At 47.6% G+C, this 14,296-nt stretch carries 13 protein-coding genes; 9 read left to right on the top strand and 4 right to left on the bottom strand.

Going from position 1 to position 14,296, the window contains the following annotated elements; translation table 11 throughout:
- The first annotated feature begins 82 nt into the window (after window positions 1-82).
- The 4 genes from alaS to EO131_RS01240 are packed head-to-tail and all read left to right on the top strand — an operon-like array spanning window position 83 to window position 6,024.
- The gene (gene alaS / locus EO131_RS01255; RefSeq protein ID WP_127018536.1) at window positions 83-2,695 is read left to right on the top strand and encodes an alanine--tRNA ligase; all 2,613 of its coding nucleotides are present in this window, start codon (window positions 83-85) and stop codon (window positions 2,693-2,695) included.
- Window positions 2,695-3,675 (top strand): GSCFA domain-containing protein, encoded by a 981-nt coding sequence (locus EO131_RS01250; RefSeq protein ID WP_127018535.1) that lies wholly within the window; start codon window positions 2,695-2,697, stop codon window positions 3,673-3,675. The genes alaS and EO131_RS01250 overlap by 1 nt, the downstream gene beginning before the upstream one ends.
- Complete coding sequence (locus EO131_RS01245; RefSeq protein ID WP_127018534.1) at window positions 3,676-4,290, top strand: DUF4230 domain-containing protein; 615 nt, start codon at window positions 3,676-3,678, stop codon at window positions 4,288-4,290.
- 54 nt (window positions 4,291-4,344) lie between these two features.
- Window positions 4,345-6,024 (top strand): M1 family aminopeptidase, encoded by a 1,680-nt coding sequence (locus EO131_RS01240; protein ID WP_127018533.1) that lies wholly within the window; start codon window positions 4,345-4,347, stop codon window positions 6,022-6,024.
- Here the strand turns inward: EO131_RS01240 and EO131_RS01235 are convergent.
- The 3 genes from EO131_RS01235 to EO131_RS17065 form a co-directional block, all read right to left on the bottom strand.
- Window positions 6,021-7,772 (bottom strand): aromatic amino acid hydroxylase, encoded by a 1,752-nt coding sequence (locus EO131_RS01235; protein WP_127018532.1) that lies wholly within the window; start codon window positions 7,770-7,772, stop codon window positions 6,021-6,023. The two genes, EO131_RS01240 and EO131_RS01235, sit on opposite strands and share 4 nt — an antisense overlap.
- A 102-nt stretch (window positions 7,773-7,874) precedes the next feature.
- The gene (locus EO131_RS01230; RefSeq protein ID WP_127018531.1) at window positions 7,875-8,444 is read right to left on the bottom strand and encodes a DUF4136 domain-containing protein; all 570 of its coding nucleotides are present in this window, start codon (window positions 8,442-8,444) and stop codon (window positions 7,875-7,877) included.
- 65 nt (window positions 8,445-8,509) lie between these two features.
- Window positions 8,510-8,671 (bottom strand): DUF5522 domain-containing protein, encoded by a 162-nt coding sequence (locus EO131_RS17065; RefSeq protein WP_164731583.1) that lies wholly within the window; start codon window positions 8,669-8,671, stop codon window positions 8,510-8,512.
- A 173-nt stretch (window positions 8,672-8,844) separates the two neighbouring features.
- Here EO131_RS17065 and EO131_RS01225 point away from each other — a divergent pair, with 173 nt between their 5' ends.
- The 5 genes from EO131_RS01225 (at window position 8,845) to EO131_RS01205 (ending at window position 12,995) form a co-directional block, all read left to right on the top strand.
- A complete protein-coding gene (locus tag EO131_RS01225; protein ID WP_127018530.1) occupies window positions 8,845-9,174 on the top strand; it encodes a hypothetical protein in 330 nt (109 codons plus the stop codon).
- Between the two features lie 9 nt (window positions 9,175-9,183).
- A complete protein-coding gene (locus tag EO131_RS01220) occupies window positions 9,184-10,089 on the top strand; it encodes a 1-aminocyclopropane-1-carboxylate deaminase/D-cysteine desulfhydrase (RefSeq protein ID WP_127018529.1) in 906 nt (301 codons plus the stop codon).
- Window positions 10,086-10,928 (top strand): glucosaminidase domain-containing protein, encoded by an 843-nt coding sequence (locus EO131_RS01215; protein WP_127018528.1) that lies wholly within the window; start codon window positions 10,086-10,088, stop codon window positions 10,926-10,928. The genes EO131_RS01220 and EO131_RS01215 overlap by 4 nt, the downstream gene beginning before the upstream one ends.
- A gap of 342 nt (window positions 10,929-11,270) precedes the next feature.
- Window positions 11,271-12,548 carry a glutamate-1-semialdehyde 2,1-aminomutase gene (hemL, locus tag EO131_RS01210; protein ID WP_127018527.1) on the top strand — a complete coding sequence of 426 codons (1,278 nt, stop codon included), beginning with the start codon at window positions 11,271-11,273 and terminating at the stop codon, window positions 12,546-12,548.
- A 147-nt stretch (window positions 12,549-12,695) separates the two neighbouring features.
- Entirely contained in the window at window positions 12,696-12,995 is a 300-nt protein-coding gene (locus EO131_RS01205; protein WP_127018526.1) for a GIY-YIG nuclease family protein, read from the top strand.
- 362 nt (window positions 12,996-13,357) lie between these two features.
- On the opposite strand, the gene EO131_RS01200 is transcribed toward EO131_RS01205, so the two are convergent.
- The gene (locus EO131_RS01200) at window positions 13,358-13,879 is read right to left on the bottom strand and encodes a sigma-70 family RNA polymerase sigma factor (RefSeq protein WP_164731582.1); all 522 of its coding nucleotides are present in this window, start codon (window positions 13,877-13,879) and stop codon (window positions 13,358-13,360) included.
- Between the last annotated feature and the right edge of the window lie 417 nt (window positions 13,880-14,296).

Raw genomic sequence — 14,296 nt, 5'->3', positions numbered from 1 at the left:
TGCTCACTCTTTTTATCAAAACAAGCAAATATAAAAATTGTTTTGCTTAAAGTGTTAAATTTAAGAAAACCCTAGGAATTCAATGACATCCCAAGAAGTTAGAGCACAGTTTTTAAACTTTTTCAAAGCAAAGGACCATAAGATCGTTCCCTCGGCACCCATGGTGATCAAGGACGATCCCACCTTGATGTTCACCAACGCCGGTATGAACCAGTTCAAGGAATATTTCTTGGGAAATACCGTGGCCAAACACAAGCGGTTGGCCGATACCCAAAAATGTCTCCGTGTAAGCGGCAAGCACAACGACTTGGAAGAAGTGGGCAAGGATACCTACCACCATACCATGTTCGAAATGTTGGGCAACTGGAGTATTGGCGATTATTTTAAAAAGGAAGCCATTGCCTGGGCCTGGGAATTGCTTACCGAAGTCTATAAAATCGACAAGGAAAGTTTGTACGTTTCGGTGTTCGAGGGCAGCGATGATGATGGACTCGCCATGGATCAGGAAGCCTTCGATCTTTGGAAGGCCATCGTGCCCGAAGAACGCATCATTCTGGGCAATAAAAAGGACAATTTTTGGGAGATGGGCGATCAGGGACCTTGTGGGCCCTGTTCCGAAATCCATGTGGATATACGTTCCAAAGAAGAAAAGGCAAAGGTGCCCGGTGCCTCCTTGGTGAACCAGGACCATCCGCAGGTAGTGGAAATATGGAACCTGGTCTTTATGCAGTTCAACCGAAAGGCAAACGGTAGTTTGGAACCCCTGCCCGAAAAGCATATCGACACCGGAATGGGTTTTGAACGTCTCTGCATGGTGCTCCAAGGTGTGCAGTCCAACTACGATACCGATGTCTTCACCCCGTTGATCAGAGAGATCGAGGTGATCACCGGAAAAAAATATGGCAAGGATGAAAAAATTGATATTGCCATTCGTGTGGTGGCCGACCATATTCGAGCGGTGGCCTTTTCCATTGCAGATGGACAATTGCCAAGCAACACAGGGGCCGGTTATGTGATTCGAAGGATTTTACGACGTGCCATTCGGTACGGGTTTACCTTTTTGGGCACCAACCAACCCTTTATTTACCGTTTGGTGAAGGTGTTGGGCGAGCAAATGGGTAAGGCGTTCCCTGAATTGAAGGACCAACGCCAATTGATCGAGAACGTGATCAAGGAGGAGGAAAGCTCATTCCTCAGTACGTTGGAACAAGGATTGGTGTTGTTGGATTCGGTGATCAAATCTGCCAAGAACAAAACCGTGGAAGGCGAAAAAGCTTTTGAACTGTATGATACTTTCGGTTTTCCCATTGATTTGACCGCCCTTATTTTGGAGGAGAAAGGCTATCAACTGGATGTGGAAGGGTTTGATAAGGCCCTGAAAGCACAAAAAGACCGATCTAGGGCTGCTTCTGAGGTTTCCAAAGATGATTGGACCATTTTGCAGAAAGATTCCGAACAGGAATTTATTGGGTATGATAACCTGGAAACGCAAGTAAAATTGGTGAAATACCGAAAAGTGACCAGCAAGAAAGAAGGAGACCAGTACCAGATGGTTTTTAACCTGACTCCATTTTATGCCGAGGGAGGTGGACAAGTGGGCGATAAAGGTTACTTGGAAGCACCCAATGGCGATGTCACTTATATTGTCGATACCAAAAGGGAGAACAACGAAATTGTACACTTTGCAGACTCGTTGCCGGCCAATGTAAACGAGACCTTTAAGGCCGTGGTCGATAAAAAACAACGGTGGAGAACCGCGTGCAACCATACTGCGACCCACTTGTTGCACCAAGCACTTCGCGAGGTGCTCGGTCCCCATGTGGAGCAAAAAGGGTCTGCCGTACATTCCAAATACCTGCGTTTCGACTTTTCACATTTTGCCAAACTTTCGGTGGAGGAACTACGCAAGGTGGAAAACTTTGTGAACGCCCGTATTGATGGACAATTGCCCTTGCAGGAAAACCGAAATGTGCCCATCAAGGAAGCTATGGAACAAGGAGCTATGGCCCTGTTTGGGGAAAAATACGGAGATACCGTTCGTACAATTCGCTTTGGTCACTCCATCGAATTGTGTGGGGGAACCCACGTAAAAAATACAGCCGACATCTGGCATTTCAAGATCGTTTCGGAAGGCGCCGTAGCTGCTGGTGTTCGTAGGATCGAAGCCATCACTTCCGATGCGGTAAAAGATTTCTATTTCAACAACAACCGCATGTTGTTCGAGATCAAGGACCTGTTGCACAACGCCCAAGACCCTGTAAAAGCGGTTGCCGGTTTGCAGGAGGAGAACAACGCCCTGAAAAAGCAGGTAGAGCAGTTGCTCAAGGATAAGGCCAAAGACCTTAAAAACGAATTGATCGCCGAACTGGAGGAAATCAATGGGGTGCAATTTTTGGCCAAGCAGGTCGATTTGGATGCTGCCGGAATCAAAGATCTTTCCTTTGAAATGGGGGGTCAAGTCGACAATCTCTTCTTGCTTTTGGGCTCGGAAAATGAAGGCAAGGCCTTGCTTTCTTGTTACATTTCCAAGGAGTTGGTGGCTTCCAAAGGTTTGAATGCCGGTACCATTGTCCGTGAATTGGGCAAATACATCCAAGGGGGTGGAGGGGGTCAACCCTTCTTTGCAACCGCAGGGGGTAAAAATCCAGCAGGTATTCCCGAGGCGCTCTCCAAGGTGAAGGAATACATTGCGTAATGGAACTACAGACCCAACTTCCACTGAACGCAGCCAATCATCCCATCGATTATGAAAGTGAGGTGTTGTTGTTGGGATCCTGCTTTTCGGAGAACATCGGGAACAAGTTGGATTATTTCAAATTCAGAACTATCCAAAACCCGTTTGGTATCCTGTTCCATCCGTTGGCGCTGGAAAACTTGGTACAACGCTCCCTACAAAACCAACGGTTCCAGCCGGACGAAGTTTTTGAGCAAGAAGGCATTTGGCGTTGTTTTGATGCCCATTCCGATGTGCGCTCCGACGACCAAAAACTGGAAGTGGAGCTTCTTAACCAAAGGTTACGGTTAGCGCGCCAAGGTTTGGAGAATGCTTCCCACATCATTTTTACGTTCGGTACAGCATGGGTATACGAGCATGTTGCTACAAAAAAAATGGTGGCCAACTGCCATAAGGTGCCCCAAAAAGAATTTCATAAAAAACTGTTGTCCGTTGAAACAGTGACCACCAGTTTGAACAACATGGTGGACATGGTGCAAAAGGCAAATCCAAAGGCTCAAATTATTTTTACGGTTTCGCCGGTAAGGCACCTTAAAGATGGATTTGTGGAAAACCAACAAAGTAAGGCCCATTTGATTGCTGCAATTCACCAAATGTTGTCTTCTCGAGCGCCCGCCAGCCGGACGGGCAGGCTGGAGGAAGATCTTCACTATTTTCCATCCTATGAAATCTTAATGGACGAACTCCGTGATTATCGTTTTTACGAAAGGGACATGGTGCACCCCAATGCATTGGCAGTGGAGTATATCTGGGAAAGGTTCAAAAACGTGTGGATTTCGTCCGACAGTTACCCCATAATGGATGAGGTGGAAGCGGTTCAAAAAGGGCTGATGCATCGGCCATTCAATCCGGGTTCGGAGGCCCATGAAAAATTCAAAACATCGCTTCGGTCAAAAATTACGTATCTTCAAGAAAGGTATCCGTTCATGAAATTCGAATAAATGAAGAAAGTACTCTTCGGGGCCGTCATTGCCCTGTCCACAGTTTTGATCTTTCGGTCCTGTGCAGATGAACGGGAAAAGCAATCCATTCTGGAAGAAAACTCCATGCTCATTCAGCAAGAACTGAAAAATGTCTCCAAATTGATTGTTACCGAAGGCCATTTTGTAGAAGTGTACAATTATAAGGATTCACGGGAACTTTTCGGGACCATGCTCACGGCCGACAAAAAGGCTTTGGTGGTCGTGAATGCCGAAGCGACCGTTGCCTACGACCTTTCCCAAATTCAATATCAGGTGGATGAAGCCACCAAAACCATCACCATTACGAATGTCCCGGAACCGGAAATCAAGATTAACCCCGATTTTGAATACTACGATGTGACCGCTGATTATTTCAATCCCTTCAGTGCACAGGATTATAACAACATCAAAAAAAATGTAAAAGCCTCCTTGCTCAAAAAAGTAGAGACCTCCTCCTTGCGTTCCAATGCCGAAAACCGCTTGGTAAGCGAACTTTCACGCATTTTGGTGCTAACCCATACGATGGGATGGACCTTGGTTTTTGACGGCACCGTGGTCCAAAATATGGAAGAATTGGATATATTTTTGGATTAAGTTGTCACATTTTTCGTTTTTGTGCGTCTTTATAGTACATCAATCAACGAACCAATGTTTAAAAGAGCACTACTAATCGTCCTTTTAGGCACTTTTCTATTTTCCTGTGCCCCCAAACGAAATGCCGATGTTTGCTATACCATAGCACCTGCCATGGTGGACAGCATTCCCCAATTACAGATTACCATGCGCCTGAAGGCAGACCCGAGTGGAACCACAAGTCTATCGTTTCCGAACGAAGCTTGGGGCGAAACCGATCTATACCACACCTTGGGCGAGATGCAGTTGTTGAATGTGGAAGGCGTTGTGGAAAAAGATACGGACAGTAGCCGTATTATTTTAGTGTACCCCAAAGACACTAAGGAACTGGAGTTTCAATATTATTTGAAACAGGATATTGAAGGGGATATTTCCACACGCAACGTATACCGCCCTGTGATCAACAACACGTATTTCCATGTGTTTTCCCATAATATGTTCATGTTGCCCGAGCATTCGGAGGATCACATTTCCATAGGTATGGATTGGTCCGAGTTTCCAGAAACGTATACCATTCACAACAGTTTTGGCAGTGGCGAACGAAAACAGCTGTTGAAGGACATGGACAAGGAAAAATTTGGCAGCGCCATTTTCGTAGGGGGCGATTTTCGGGTGTTGGAAGGAGAGATCAACGGGAACAAGATCAGTCTGGCCACCCGTGGGGATTGGGTTCCCTTCAAAGAAGAGGATGTGTTTAAGGTGTTGGAGCAAACACTCACCTACCAACGCAATTTTTGGGACGACCATTCCCAAACCTATTTTACCGTGACCATGCAGCCGTTCCCGCAAGAAATGGGCAGTAGTTTTCAGGGTACCGGGCTTACCAATTCATTTGCCACAACAGTTTCCAACAACGATATGACCGATATTGAACAGATGGTGTACCTTTTCAACCACGAGCTGATGCACAATTGGATCGGACATACCATCACCACGGCCAACGAAGAGGAACAGTACTGGTTCAGCGAGGGATTTACGGAATATTACACTTTTAAAAATATCGCCAAGAACCACATCAACGGATTAGGGTCGGATTTTTTCATCAACGAGATTAACCGTACCATACGCGACCTGTATGGTTCGCCGGTGATGACGGCACCGAATGCAGAGATCAACTACGATAATTTCTGGACCAATCCCGATTATTCGAAATTGCCCTATTGGCGCGGAGCGCTTTTTGCCTTTTATCTAGATCAGACCTTGCAAAAAAATTCCAAGGGGAAGCAAAGCTTGGACGATGTGATGCACCAAATCTATGCGGATGCCACCAAAGGCCAGAAAGTAGATCATGCCTATTTCATCCAAGTTATGGAACCTTTTTGGAAAGGTGATTTTGAAGCGTTTTTCCAAAAACACATTGTGGATGGAGTGCCCCTCGACCTGTATGGATTGTTTGACGAATTGGGATGGGAGTATAGCCCCATGAACGATATCTATCAACTGGGCTTTGAATTTACCGAAGACCGCAAAGCCATTAAAAATGTGGTGGAGGGCAGTGCCGCTTGGGAAGCAGGCCTTAAGGTGGGCGATTCGGTGTTTTCCCGTAGTATATGGCAAGGCAGCATCGACCATCAAGTGGAATTGGGTGTCCTCCGCAATGGAGAGAAAATGGAATTCGCCTATTATCCTGTCACGAAGGCTGAGGTGCCACAGATCAAGCCTACACCCACCAATGGTGCGGAGCTGGGTTTTTAGCTTACCAAAGGGGCATCCACCAAGGCTATGCCATCATCTATCAAATGACCGACCTTCGGGTTGTTACGTTTAACCTGCTCCAAATGCGCCAAAATTTCCGCTTGAAAATCGTGGTCATTGCTTTTTTTGGCCAATTCGTACAGTTCCACCGATAACAACCAATCTTCGGGGTATTCCTGTTTTATGGCTTGGAACACCTTGTTGCGGGAAATGGTGGTATTGGTCCCTTCCCGATACTCACGGATTTGTTGATAATATTGCTCCAATTGGGTCCTTCTGGGGTCCTCTTTGGGTTTAATGGTGGTCTCGGTCAGTTGGTGCGTGATCAGGTTAAAACTGTTCAGGTCTGCAGGACCGTTGTAGCCCGATACCACCTTTTGTCCCACGGCCATATCATAGAGGCCCCATTCCGGTTGGAATAGGACTTCGCCATTATGCGTTACCGTACAATCCTTGAAGGTGATCAGGATGATCTTTCCCATCAGGTTGCGGGTTCCGGTGATGATGGTTCCTTCCACTTTCACGCCACCTTCAAATTCGAGAGAAACCTGTTCCCCTTCGTAAATGTTATAGGCCTTCAGGTCGCGGGGATACATGTCCTCAATGGCGATGTTGATACCCTTCAATTTGCCAATGGGCGAACCAAAACCTTCGGCATGGTAGGCCGTGCTGTGTCCTACCAATTCCTTGTCGCGGTAGGCCAATGCGGTTGGTCCTTTGGTCTGGATATAGATGGGTTTCCCCTCATGTTCGATCACGTTGTGGAAGTGCCCAGAAATCTGGAGTCCCGTGCTCAATTCCAAGGTGCCCAAGGCCTGGGAGGCAATCAATTTTTTAACGCTGGAAAGTCCACCGGTACGCAATGCCATGGTATTGGCAAAATCCTCCAACACCTGGCTCAAAAAGGCAAAGTCCGGGGTCACGAAGAGCTGTGGTTGTGGTTTGGTGATGTCGAACTCAGTGTGGGCCGCTTCAATGGAATAGGGCAGTTTTTTTACTTGGTCCGTCATGCACCAGGCACTTTCCCCTATGGAGGAAAGCAATCCGGCCCCATAAATTTTGGGGTGGTCCACGGTGCCGATCAACCCATATTCCACGGTCCACCAGTGCAGGTTTCGAATCAGGGCCATTTCACTGGGTTCCCCCATGTTTTCTTGTAGGTATTCGATATGTTTTTCCGCTTTTTCGATTTCTTCTTGGGGCGTGCCGTTGGCTTCCTTGATGATGGAGAGGTGACGCACCGCATCGTACAGCTCGTAATCCTTGGCGCTGGAAATGGCCTTGCAGCCGATTTCCCCGAACCTTCGCAGGTATTCGGCATATTCCGGATTGGCGATGATGGGTGCATGCCCGGCCCCTTCATGAATGATGTCCGGCGCAGGGGTGTACTCAATATTTTCCAACTGGCGGATATCGGATGCGATCACCAGTACGTTGTACGCCTGAAATTCCATAAAGGCCGATGGGGGAATAAAACCATCCACGGCCACGGCTGCCCAACCGATTTCCTTCAAAATACGGTTCATACCGTACATGTTGGGGATATGGTCGATGGAGATACCCGTTTTTTGCAATCCTTCCACATAGGAGCTGTGTGCCACTTGGCTGAGGTAGTCCACGTTTTTACGCATCACATAACGCCATACCGCTTGGTTGATGGCGGTATATTCCTCATAGTTTTGCGGTTTGATGAACTGTTTTAAATGCTTGGGCAGTTTATCCAGAATAGGATTGGATTCGTAACTCATGAATGCAATTTTTTAGGCACATAAAGATACGAAATCGATATCGTAAATACGAAGAATTGGCCAAAGCGCAATAAAAAACCGCCCTATTGGGCGGCTTATTTTTTAGTTGACTGCCACTGCCGTTTGTGGGGGATATTCCTTCAGGATTTGGGAAACAAATTCCTTGATACGTTCCTCTTTTTTTTCAATGTTCTTGGTGTTGCTCAAGGTACCCACACCACGACCTTGCCAAACCAATTCTTTTCGGCTGGCATCGATCACGTCAATGTACAGCGATCCTTCGGTACGGGTGCTCACATTGTTGCCACCCCAGCCCCAGCCCCAACCGGGACCCCAGACCCAAGGGTTATAGAAGCCGCCCCAACCCCAACCGGAGTTGTTGTAGACATCCACACGCTCGCGTTCTTTGGTGAAAATGCTGATCAATACATCGGGGTTGTCCGATTTTACAAAACCCCGTGCAGTCAATTCGGTTTCGATGGCACGCAAGATCCGTTTTTTGTCCAGATCCGAAATTTGGGCCTTATCGATGCCTGTTTTGTAAAAAGCATAGCTTTTATATTCGTTGAAGTCGGCTTGTTTGTCGTAGTCGGAAACGACCGATACGGTGCTGCAGGACACCAACAGGCCAAGTGAGAAGGCGGCGAGTGCAAAACGTTTTAAACTTTTCATAGTACTTTTTTTAAATTCTTGAGATTTCACTAAAAAATGCACAAATATTGTGCCGAATAGGGTGTTCAGCTCCGCGAATTGGTCTTTGCGTTGTATCCGTACGGACAATGGCGGCAACCGCTTTCGCAGCAGTACCCCCGTTTTAGGAGGTATTGCTCCGTAAATACCCGATATCCCTCTTCCGAAAAGTAATAATCCCCCTCTTCCAAGGGAATGCGTTCTTTCATCTATTCACCCGTTTCGCAACCTAAAGTTACGGCTTTCCCGAACATGTTGCCAGCGTTTTAAGATTTTGGCAACATTGGGTTATTCACCGAAATTGTTGATCGAATTATCGGGGCAATGCCGTATGGAATACTTTGGGCGGTTATATTTGTAGGAAACCGATGATAGTTTTTAAGTGATACTCATTTTTAAACATTTCTTTTATAAAAATTATGTGGGCCTTTCCCTTTGGCCCTTCATCATCCTGAAGGAAGGTGCCCTGCGCACCGATGACGTGCTCATCAACCACGAGCGCATCCATCTTCGGCAGCAGCGGGAACTGTTACTTGTTCCTTTCTACATCCTTTATTTTTCGGAATGGCTGTTGCGTACCGCCATGTATCTGGACAGCTACCGAGCCTATCAGAACATCAGTTTTGAACGCGAGGCCTATGCCAATGAGCGGGATATGCAGTATCTTTCCAAACGGAAACGGTTTGGTTTTTTGCAGTACCTGACGCGATAAGCATTCACTTTGAACACCCCCAATCAGCATATTGATGTGCCCTTACTACGAGAAAAGGGCGTAACGCTCCATATCAAACGGGAAGATACCATCCATCCGTTGATCTCGGGCAACAAATACCGCAAGCTGAAATACAACCTGCTGGAAGCCCAAAAATTGGGGCAGCGAACACTGCTCACCTTTGGTGGGGCCTTTTCCAACCATATTGCGGTCATGGCTTGTGTGGGTCACGAACAAGGCTTCAACACTATTGGGGTAATCCGCGGGGACGAATTGGCAAATACCTGGCAAGACAATCCTACCCTAAAACTGGCCCACGAACATGGGATGCAGTTCCATTTTGTGTCCCGAAGCGATTACCGATTGAAAAATGAACTGGATTTCCTGCATCACTTGAAGGACCGATTTGGCAATTTTTATCTGGTCCCAGAAGGCGGCACCAATGCCTTGGCCGTGCAAGGTTGCGAAGAAATTGTGACCGACGCCGACGCCCAATTCGATAATATTTGCTGTACAGTAGGCACGGGCGGCACGGTGGCTGGACTCATCAATTCGGCCCAACCCCATCAGCAGGTGTGGGGATTTCCAGCACTGAAAGGGGATTTTTTAACGGAAGAAATCAGCCGATGGACCACGCGAGAGAATTGGCGGTTGGTCACCGATTATCATTTTGGCGGCTATGCCAAAGTGGACCGCGAATTGGTGGACTTCATCAACCATTTTAAAGCGCAAACTAAAATTCCTTTGGATCCAATTTACACAGGAAAGCTCCTTTTTGGTATTTTTGACCTTGTAAATCAGGACGTTTTCCCCCAAAATACCAAAATCTTGGCCATCCATACCGGCGGATTACAGGGCATTCAGGGGATGAATCTGGTACTGAAAAAGAAAAATTTACCGCTTTTGGACGTATGATCAAACGAGTAGGATATGCAATTTTGGTGGCCCTTTTGCTCACCGGCTGTGGTGCCAAAAAACGAAGAAGTACCCAACGGAATGGGGGTCCCGAAATCTCCCGATCGGAAAATCGACCCACTGTGTCGACCAACACCGATAGCGAGAACCCTGATCTGTTTCCCATGCCCGAGGATACGGGCCGTTTTGAACGTTTCCCCATAACCGATACCGAAGAATACATCAAAACCTTTGCCGAGATTGCCCAGTACGAAATGCGTGCCTTTGGCATTCCGGCCAGTATTACCTTGGCGCAGGGTATTTTGGAAAGCGGTTCCGGGCGCGGGGAACTCACCCTGAAAACCAACAACCATTTCGGGATCAAATGTCATACGGGTTGGGAGGGCGAATTCGATTTTCATGACGACGACGCCAAGGGCGAATGTTTCCGAAAATACAACCACCCCATGTACAGCTTTCGCGACCACAGTATCTTTTTATCCACTCGGTCGCGCTATGCCTTTTTGTTCAATTACCGTCGGGACGATTATAAAAAATGGGCGCACGGACTTCGGGAGGCGGGCTATGCCACCGATAAAAAGTACCCCCAAAAGTTGATTGCCCTGATTGAGCGCTACAACCTGCACCAATACGATGAGGCCGTCGTGGACAGTGGCCTTTCCATGGTTCGGGAACCCAAGACCTACGAAGTCACCACGCATACCGTGGAGCAGGGGGAGACCCTTTATGCCATTTCCCGTAAGTACGATGTTTCGGTGGACGAGATCAAGCGCCTCAACAACTTGGAAGACAATATCATTTCCATTGGGCAGGTACTTAACATCCGAAGGGCACAGTAGTTTCTTTTTATCATTCTGAGCGCAGTCGAGGGGTCTAAATTCATTGCGAATATTTTCAAAAAAAGTGGTCAGTTCGAGTGGCTTGATCTAGGGATCAAGGTGTATCGAGAACTGGTTTTCACCATCAGCCCTTCTCGCTTTTCCTTCGACTCCGCTCAGGAACCCGCTCAGGAACCCACTCGAAGTGACAAAAAACCACTTCCAAGGAATTAGCAGGATACGTACCTTTGCGGCTCAATTGTCATTCCGCACGGCTGCTGAGCGTAGTCGAAGCACGATGCGGAATCCATAACAAAAAATAGATTCCCGCCTTCGCGGGAATGACAGGATACAATACGTACTATGATCTACCAACGCAGCAGTGCCTTGTTCGCAGAGGCCAAAAAATACATTCCAGGAGGCGTAAACTCACCCGTTCGGGCGTTTAAAGCGGTAGGGGGCGACCCCATTTTTGTAAAGGAGGCCAAGGGTGCCTACCTCTACGATGTGGATGGCAACCAACTCATCGATTACATTGCCTCGTGGGGGCCGCTGATCTTGGGTCATGCCTACGAACCCGTGATCAACGCCGTGGTGGAAAAGGCCAAAAAGGGCACTTCCTTCGGGATGCCCACCGAAATTGAGACCGAACTGGCCCAATTGGCGGTTTCCATGGTGCCGAACATCGACAAGATCCGCTTTGTGAACAGTGGTACCGAAGCCTGTATGAGTGCGGTGCGCCTCGCGCGCGGGTACACGGGCAAGGACAAGATCATCAAATTTGCGGGCTGCTACCACGGCCACTCCGACTCGTTTTTGATACAGGCGGGGAGCGGGGCCGTTACCTTTGGCAGTCCCAACAGTCCCGGGGTCACCCAAGGCACGGCCAAGGACACCTTATTGGCCACTTACAACGACCTGGGCAGTGTACAGGCCTTGGTGGACGCCAACCAAGGCGAGATCGCGGCGATTATTTTGGAGCCCGTAGCGGGCAACATGGGCTGCATTGTGCCCCAAGACGGTTTTGTGGAAGGGCTACGCGACATCTGCACCCGCGAGGGCATTTTGTTGTTGTTCGATGAGGTGATGACCGGCTTCCGTTTGGGCAGAGGAGGCGCACAGGAAGCCTTGGGCGTGAACGCCGATATTGTGATGTTCGGAAAAGTGATCGGGGGCGGACTGCCCGTGGGGGCATTTGCGGCCCGAGCCGAGATCATGGCGCATTTGGCACCGGAAGGCCCCGTGTACCAAGCGGGTACCTTGAGTGGTAACCCCTTGGCCATGAGTGCCGGACTGGCTATGCTCACTGAACTGTACAACCGCCCCGAAGTGTTTACCAGCTTGGCGGAAAAAACCGAATACTTGCACAAGGGGATTGCCGAAGTATTGACGGAAAAAGGGGTGACCCACCAGATCAACCGTTTTGGCAGTATGATTTCCGTGCACTTTACGGACGAGCCCGTGGTGGATTTTTCCAGTGCGGCCAAGGGCAACAACGATATGTTTAAGAAATACTTCCACGGGATGTTGGACAATGGGGTGTATTTGCCCCCTTCGGCCTTTGAAAGCTACTTTTTAAGCGATGCTCTCAGCTATGCCGATTTGGATAAGACCATTGAGGCCGTGGGGAAAGTTTTCTAATGGTCGATGTCATTTCGAAGGAGCGTAGCGACTGAGAAATCTATTTGTGGTTGAGATTTCTCATACTCCCTCTGGTCGGTTCGAAATGACGTTGTTTTGGTCATTTCGAAGAAGCGTAGCGACTGAGAAATCTAACACTTTCAAATTATGTTATCGCCTTATTTTGTTTACATCACAACCAACCAAAATAAAAGTGTGCTGTACATTGGGGTGACCAATAATATTCAAGACAGACTTTCCCAACACCAATTCGATAGTCAAAACGCCAAGAAATCATTTGCTGGGCGGTACAATTGTATTCATCTGGTGTACTATGAACGGTTTGATTCCATTGAAATGGCCATAGCCCGAGAAAAGGAACTCAAGAAATGGAGAAGGGAAAAGAAAGATAGGTTGATTTCCAACTTTAACCCTAACTGGGAATTTTTGAACAATGAGATGGTGTAGATTTCTCACGCTCCCTTCGGTCGGTTCGAAATGACGTTCGATTGGTCATTTCGACATGAGGAACGCAGTGACGATTGAGAAATCTATTTGTGGTTGAGATTTCTCACCCTCCCTTTGGTCGGTTCGAAATGACGTTCGATTGGTCATTTCGACATGAGGAACGCAGTGACGATTGAGAAATCTGTTTGAGGTTGGGATTTCTCACGCTCCCTATGGTCGGTTCGAAATGACGTTGTTTTGGTCATTTCGAAGGAGTGCAACGAATGAAAAATCTCTTTATTAAACGATGCCCTCAGCTATGCTGATTTGGACCGGACGATTGAAGCAGTAAAGAAAGTGTTTTAAAAACAGGGAGAAGAAGTTCACCCACAATGTGCGCAGTCCGGTTCGCCCACCAACTTGCCCGAGGCATCCAATTGGTATTGGCAACACGTAACAAAACGGGTCTTTAAAAGTTCCTTTGCCCTTCGAATATGGGCCTTTACATTGGCCAAACTTAAGCCAAGCACATCGGCGGCCTCTTGTTGTTTTTTGCCCTGAACATAAACCAGTTGCAGGGTTTGTTTGTAGTTCTGCGGCAGCTCTTCCATAAACCGATTAAAACAACAAGGGCTCATCCCCTGGGTATCGGATTTGTCCTTAAGTTCCCTTTTTTGGGGCACGAACTTACTTTCCGAGGCCACCAGATCAATAATTTCATTGCGGGCTATTTGAAAGACCCATGAGCGTACTTTCTGCGGATCTTTAAGTTGATCCAGGTTGTTGTGGATCTTTACAAAAGTGTTTTGAAACACATCATGGGCCACCGCTTCATCCCGAACCCGTTTCAGGATAAAGAAATACAATGGGTCGCCATATTTTTGATGGATTTCTTGGGTGTTCATGTTACTAAGGTACAAAAAGGCCAACCTTTGGGCCGGCCTTTTAGGGTTTAGTTGCAGCACGCACAATCGGGGCAGTCGCATTGGGTGCAGCTGCATTGGGCAGCCTTGCAATCGCCGCAATCACATTGGGTGCATTTACAATCGGTACAAACACAGGTATTCATAGGTATATTATTTAAGGTTTGTAAGGGAGACCCAATAGCCACCAAAAGGATACAGAAAAAAGCAATTATTTTAGGAATGTTCCGAGTTTGTCATTTCAAGGGAGCGTAGCGACCGAGAAATCTGATTCTTTATATTTGAGATTTCTCACGCTCCTCATGGTCGGTTCGAAATGACGTTCGATTGGTCATTTCGACATGAGGAACGCAGTGACGATTGAGAAATCTGTTTGAGATTGGGATTTCTCACGCTCCC

Origin of the sequence: Flagellimonas beolgyonensis, from assembly GCF_003992615.1 — a bacterium.
Classification (GTDB): Bacteria; Bacteroidota; Bacteroidia; order Flavobacteriales; family Flavobacteriaceae; genus Flagellimonas; species Flagellimonas beolgyonensis.
The sequence above is the reverse complement of the archived record's forward strand: the minus strand, read 5'-3'. Positions and strand labels throughout refer to the sequence as shown.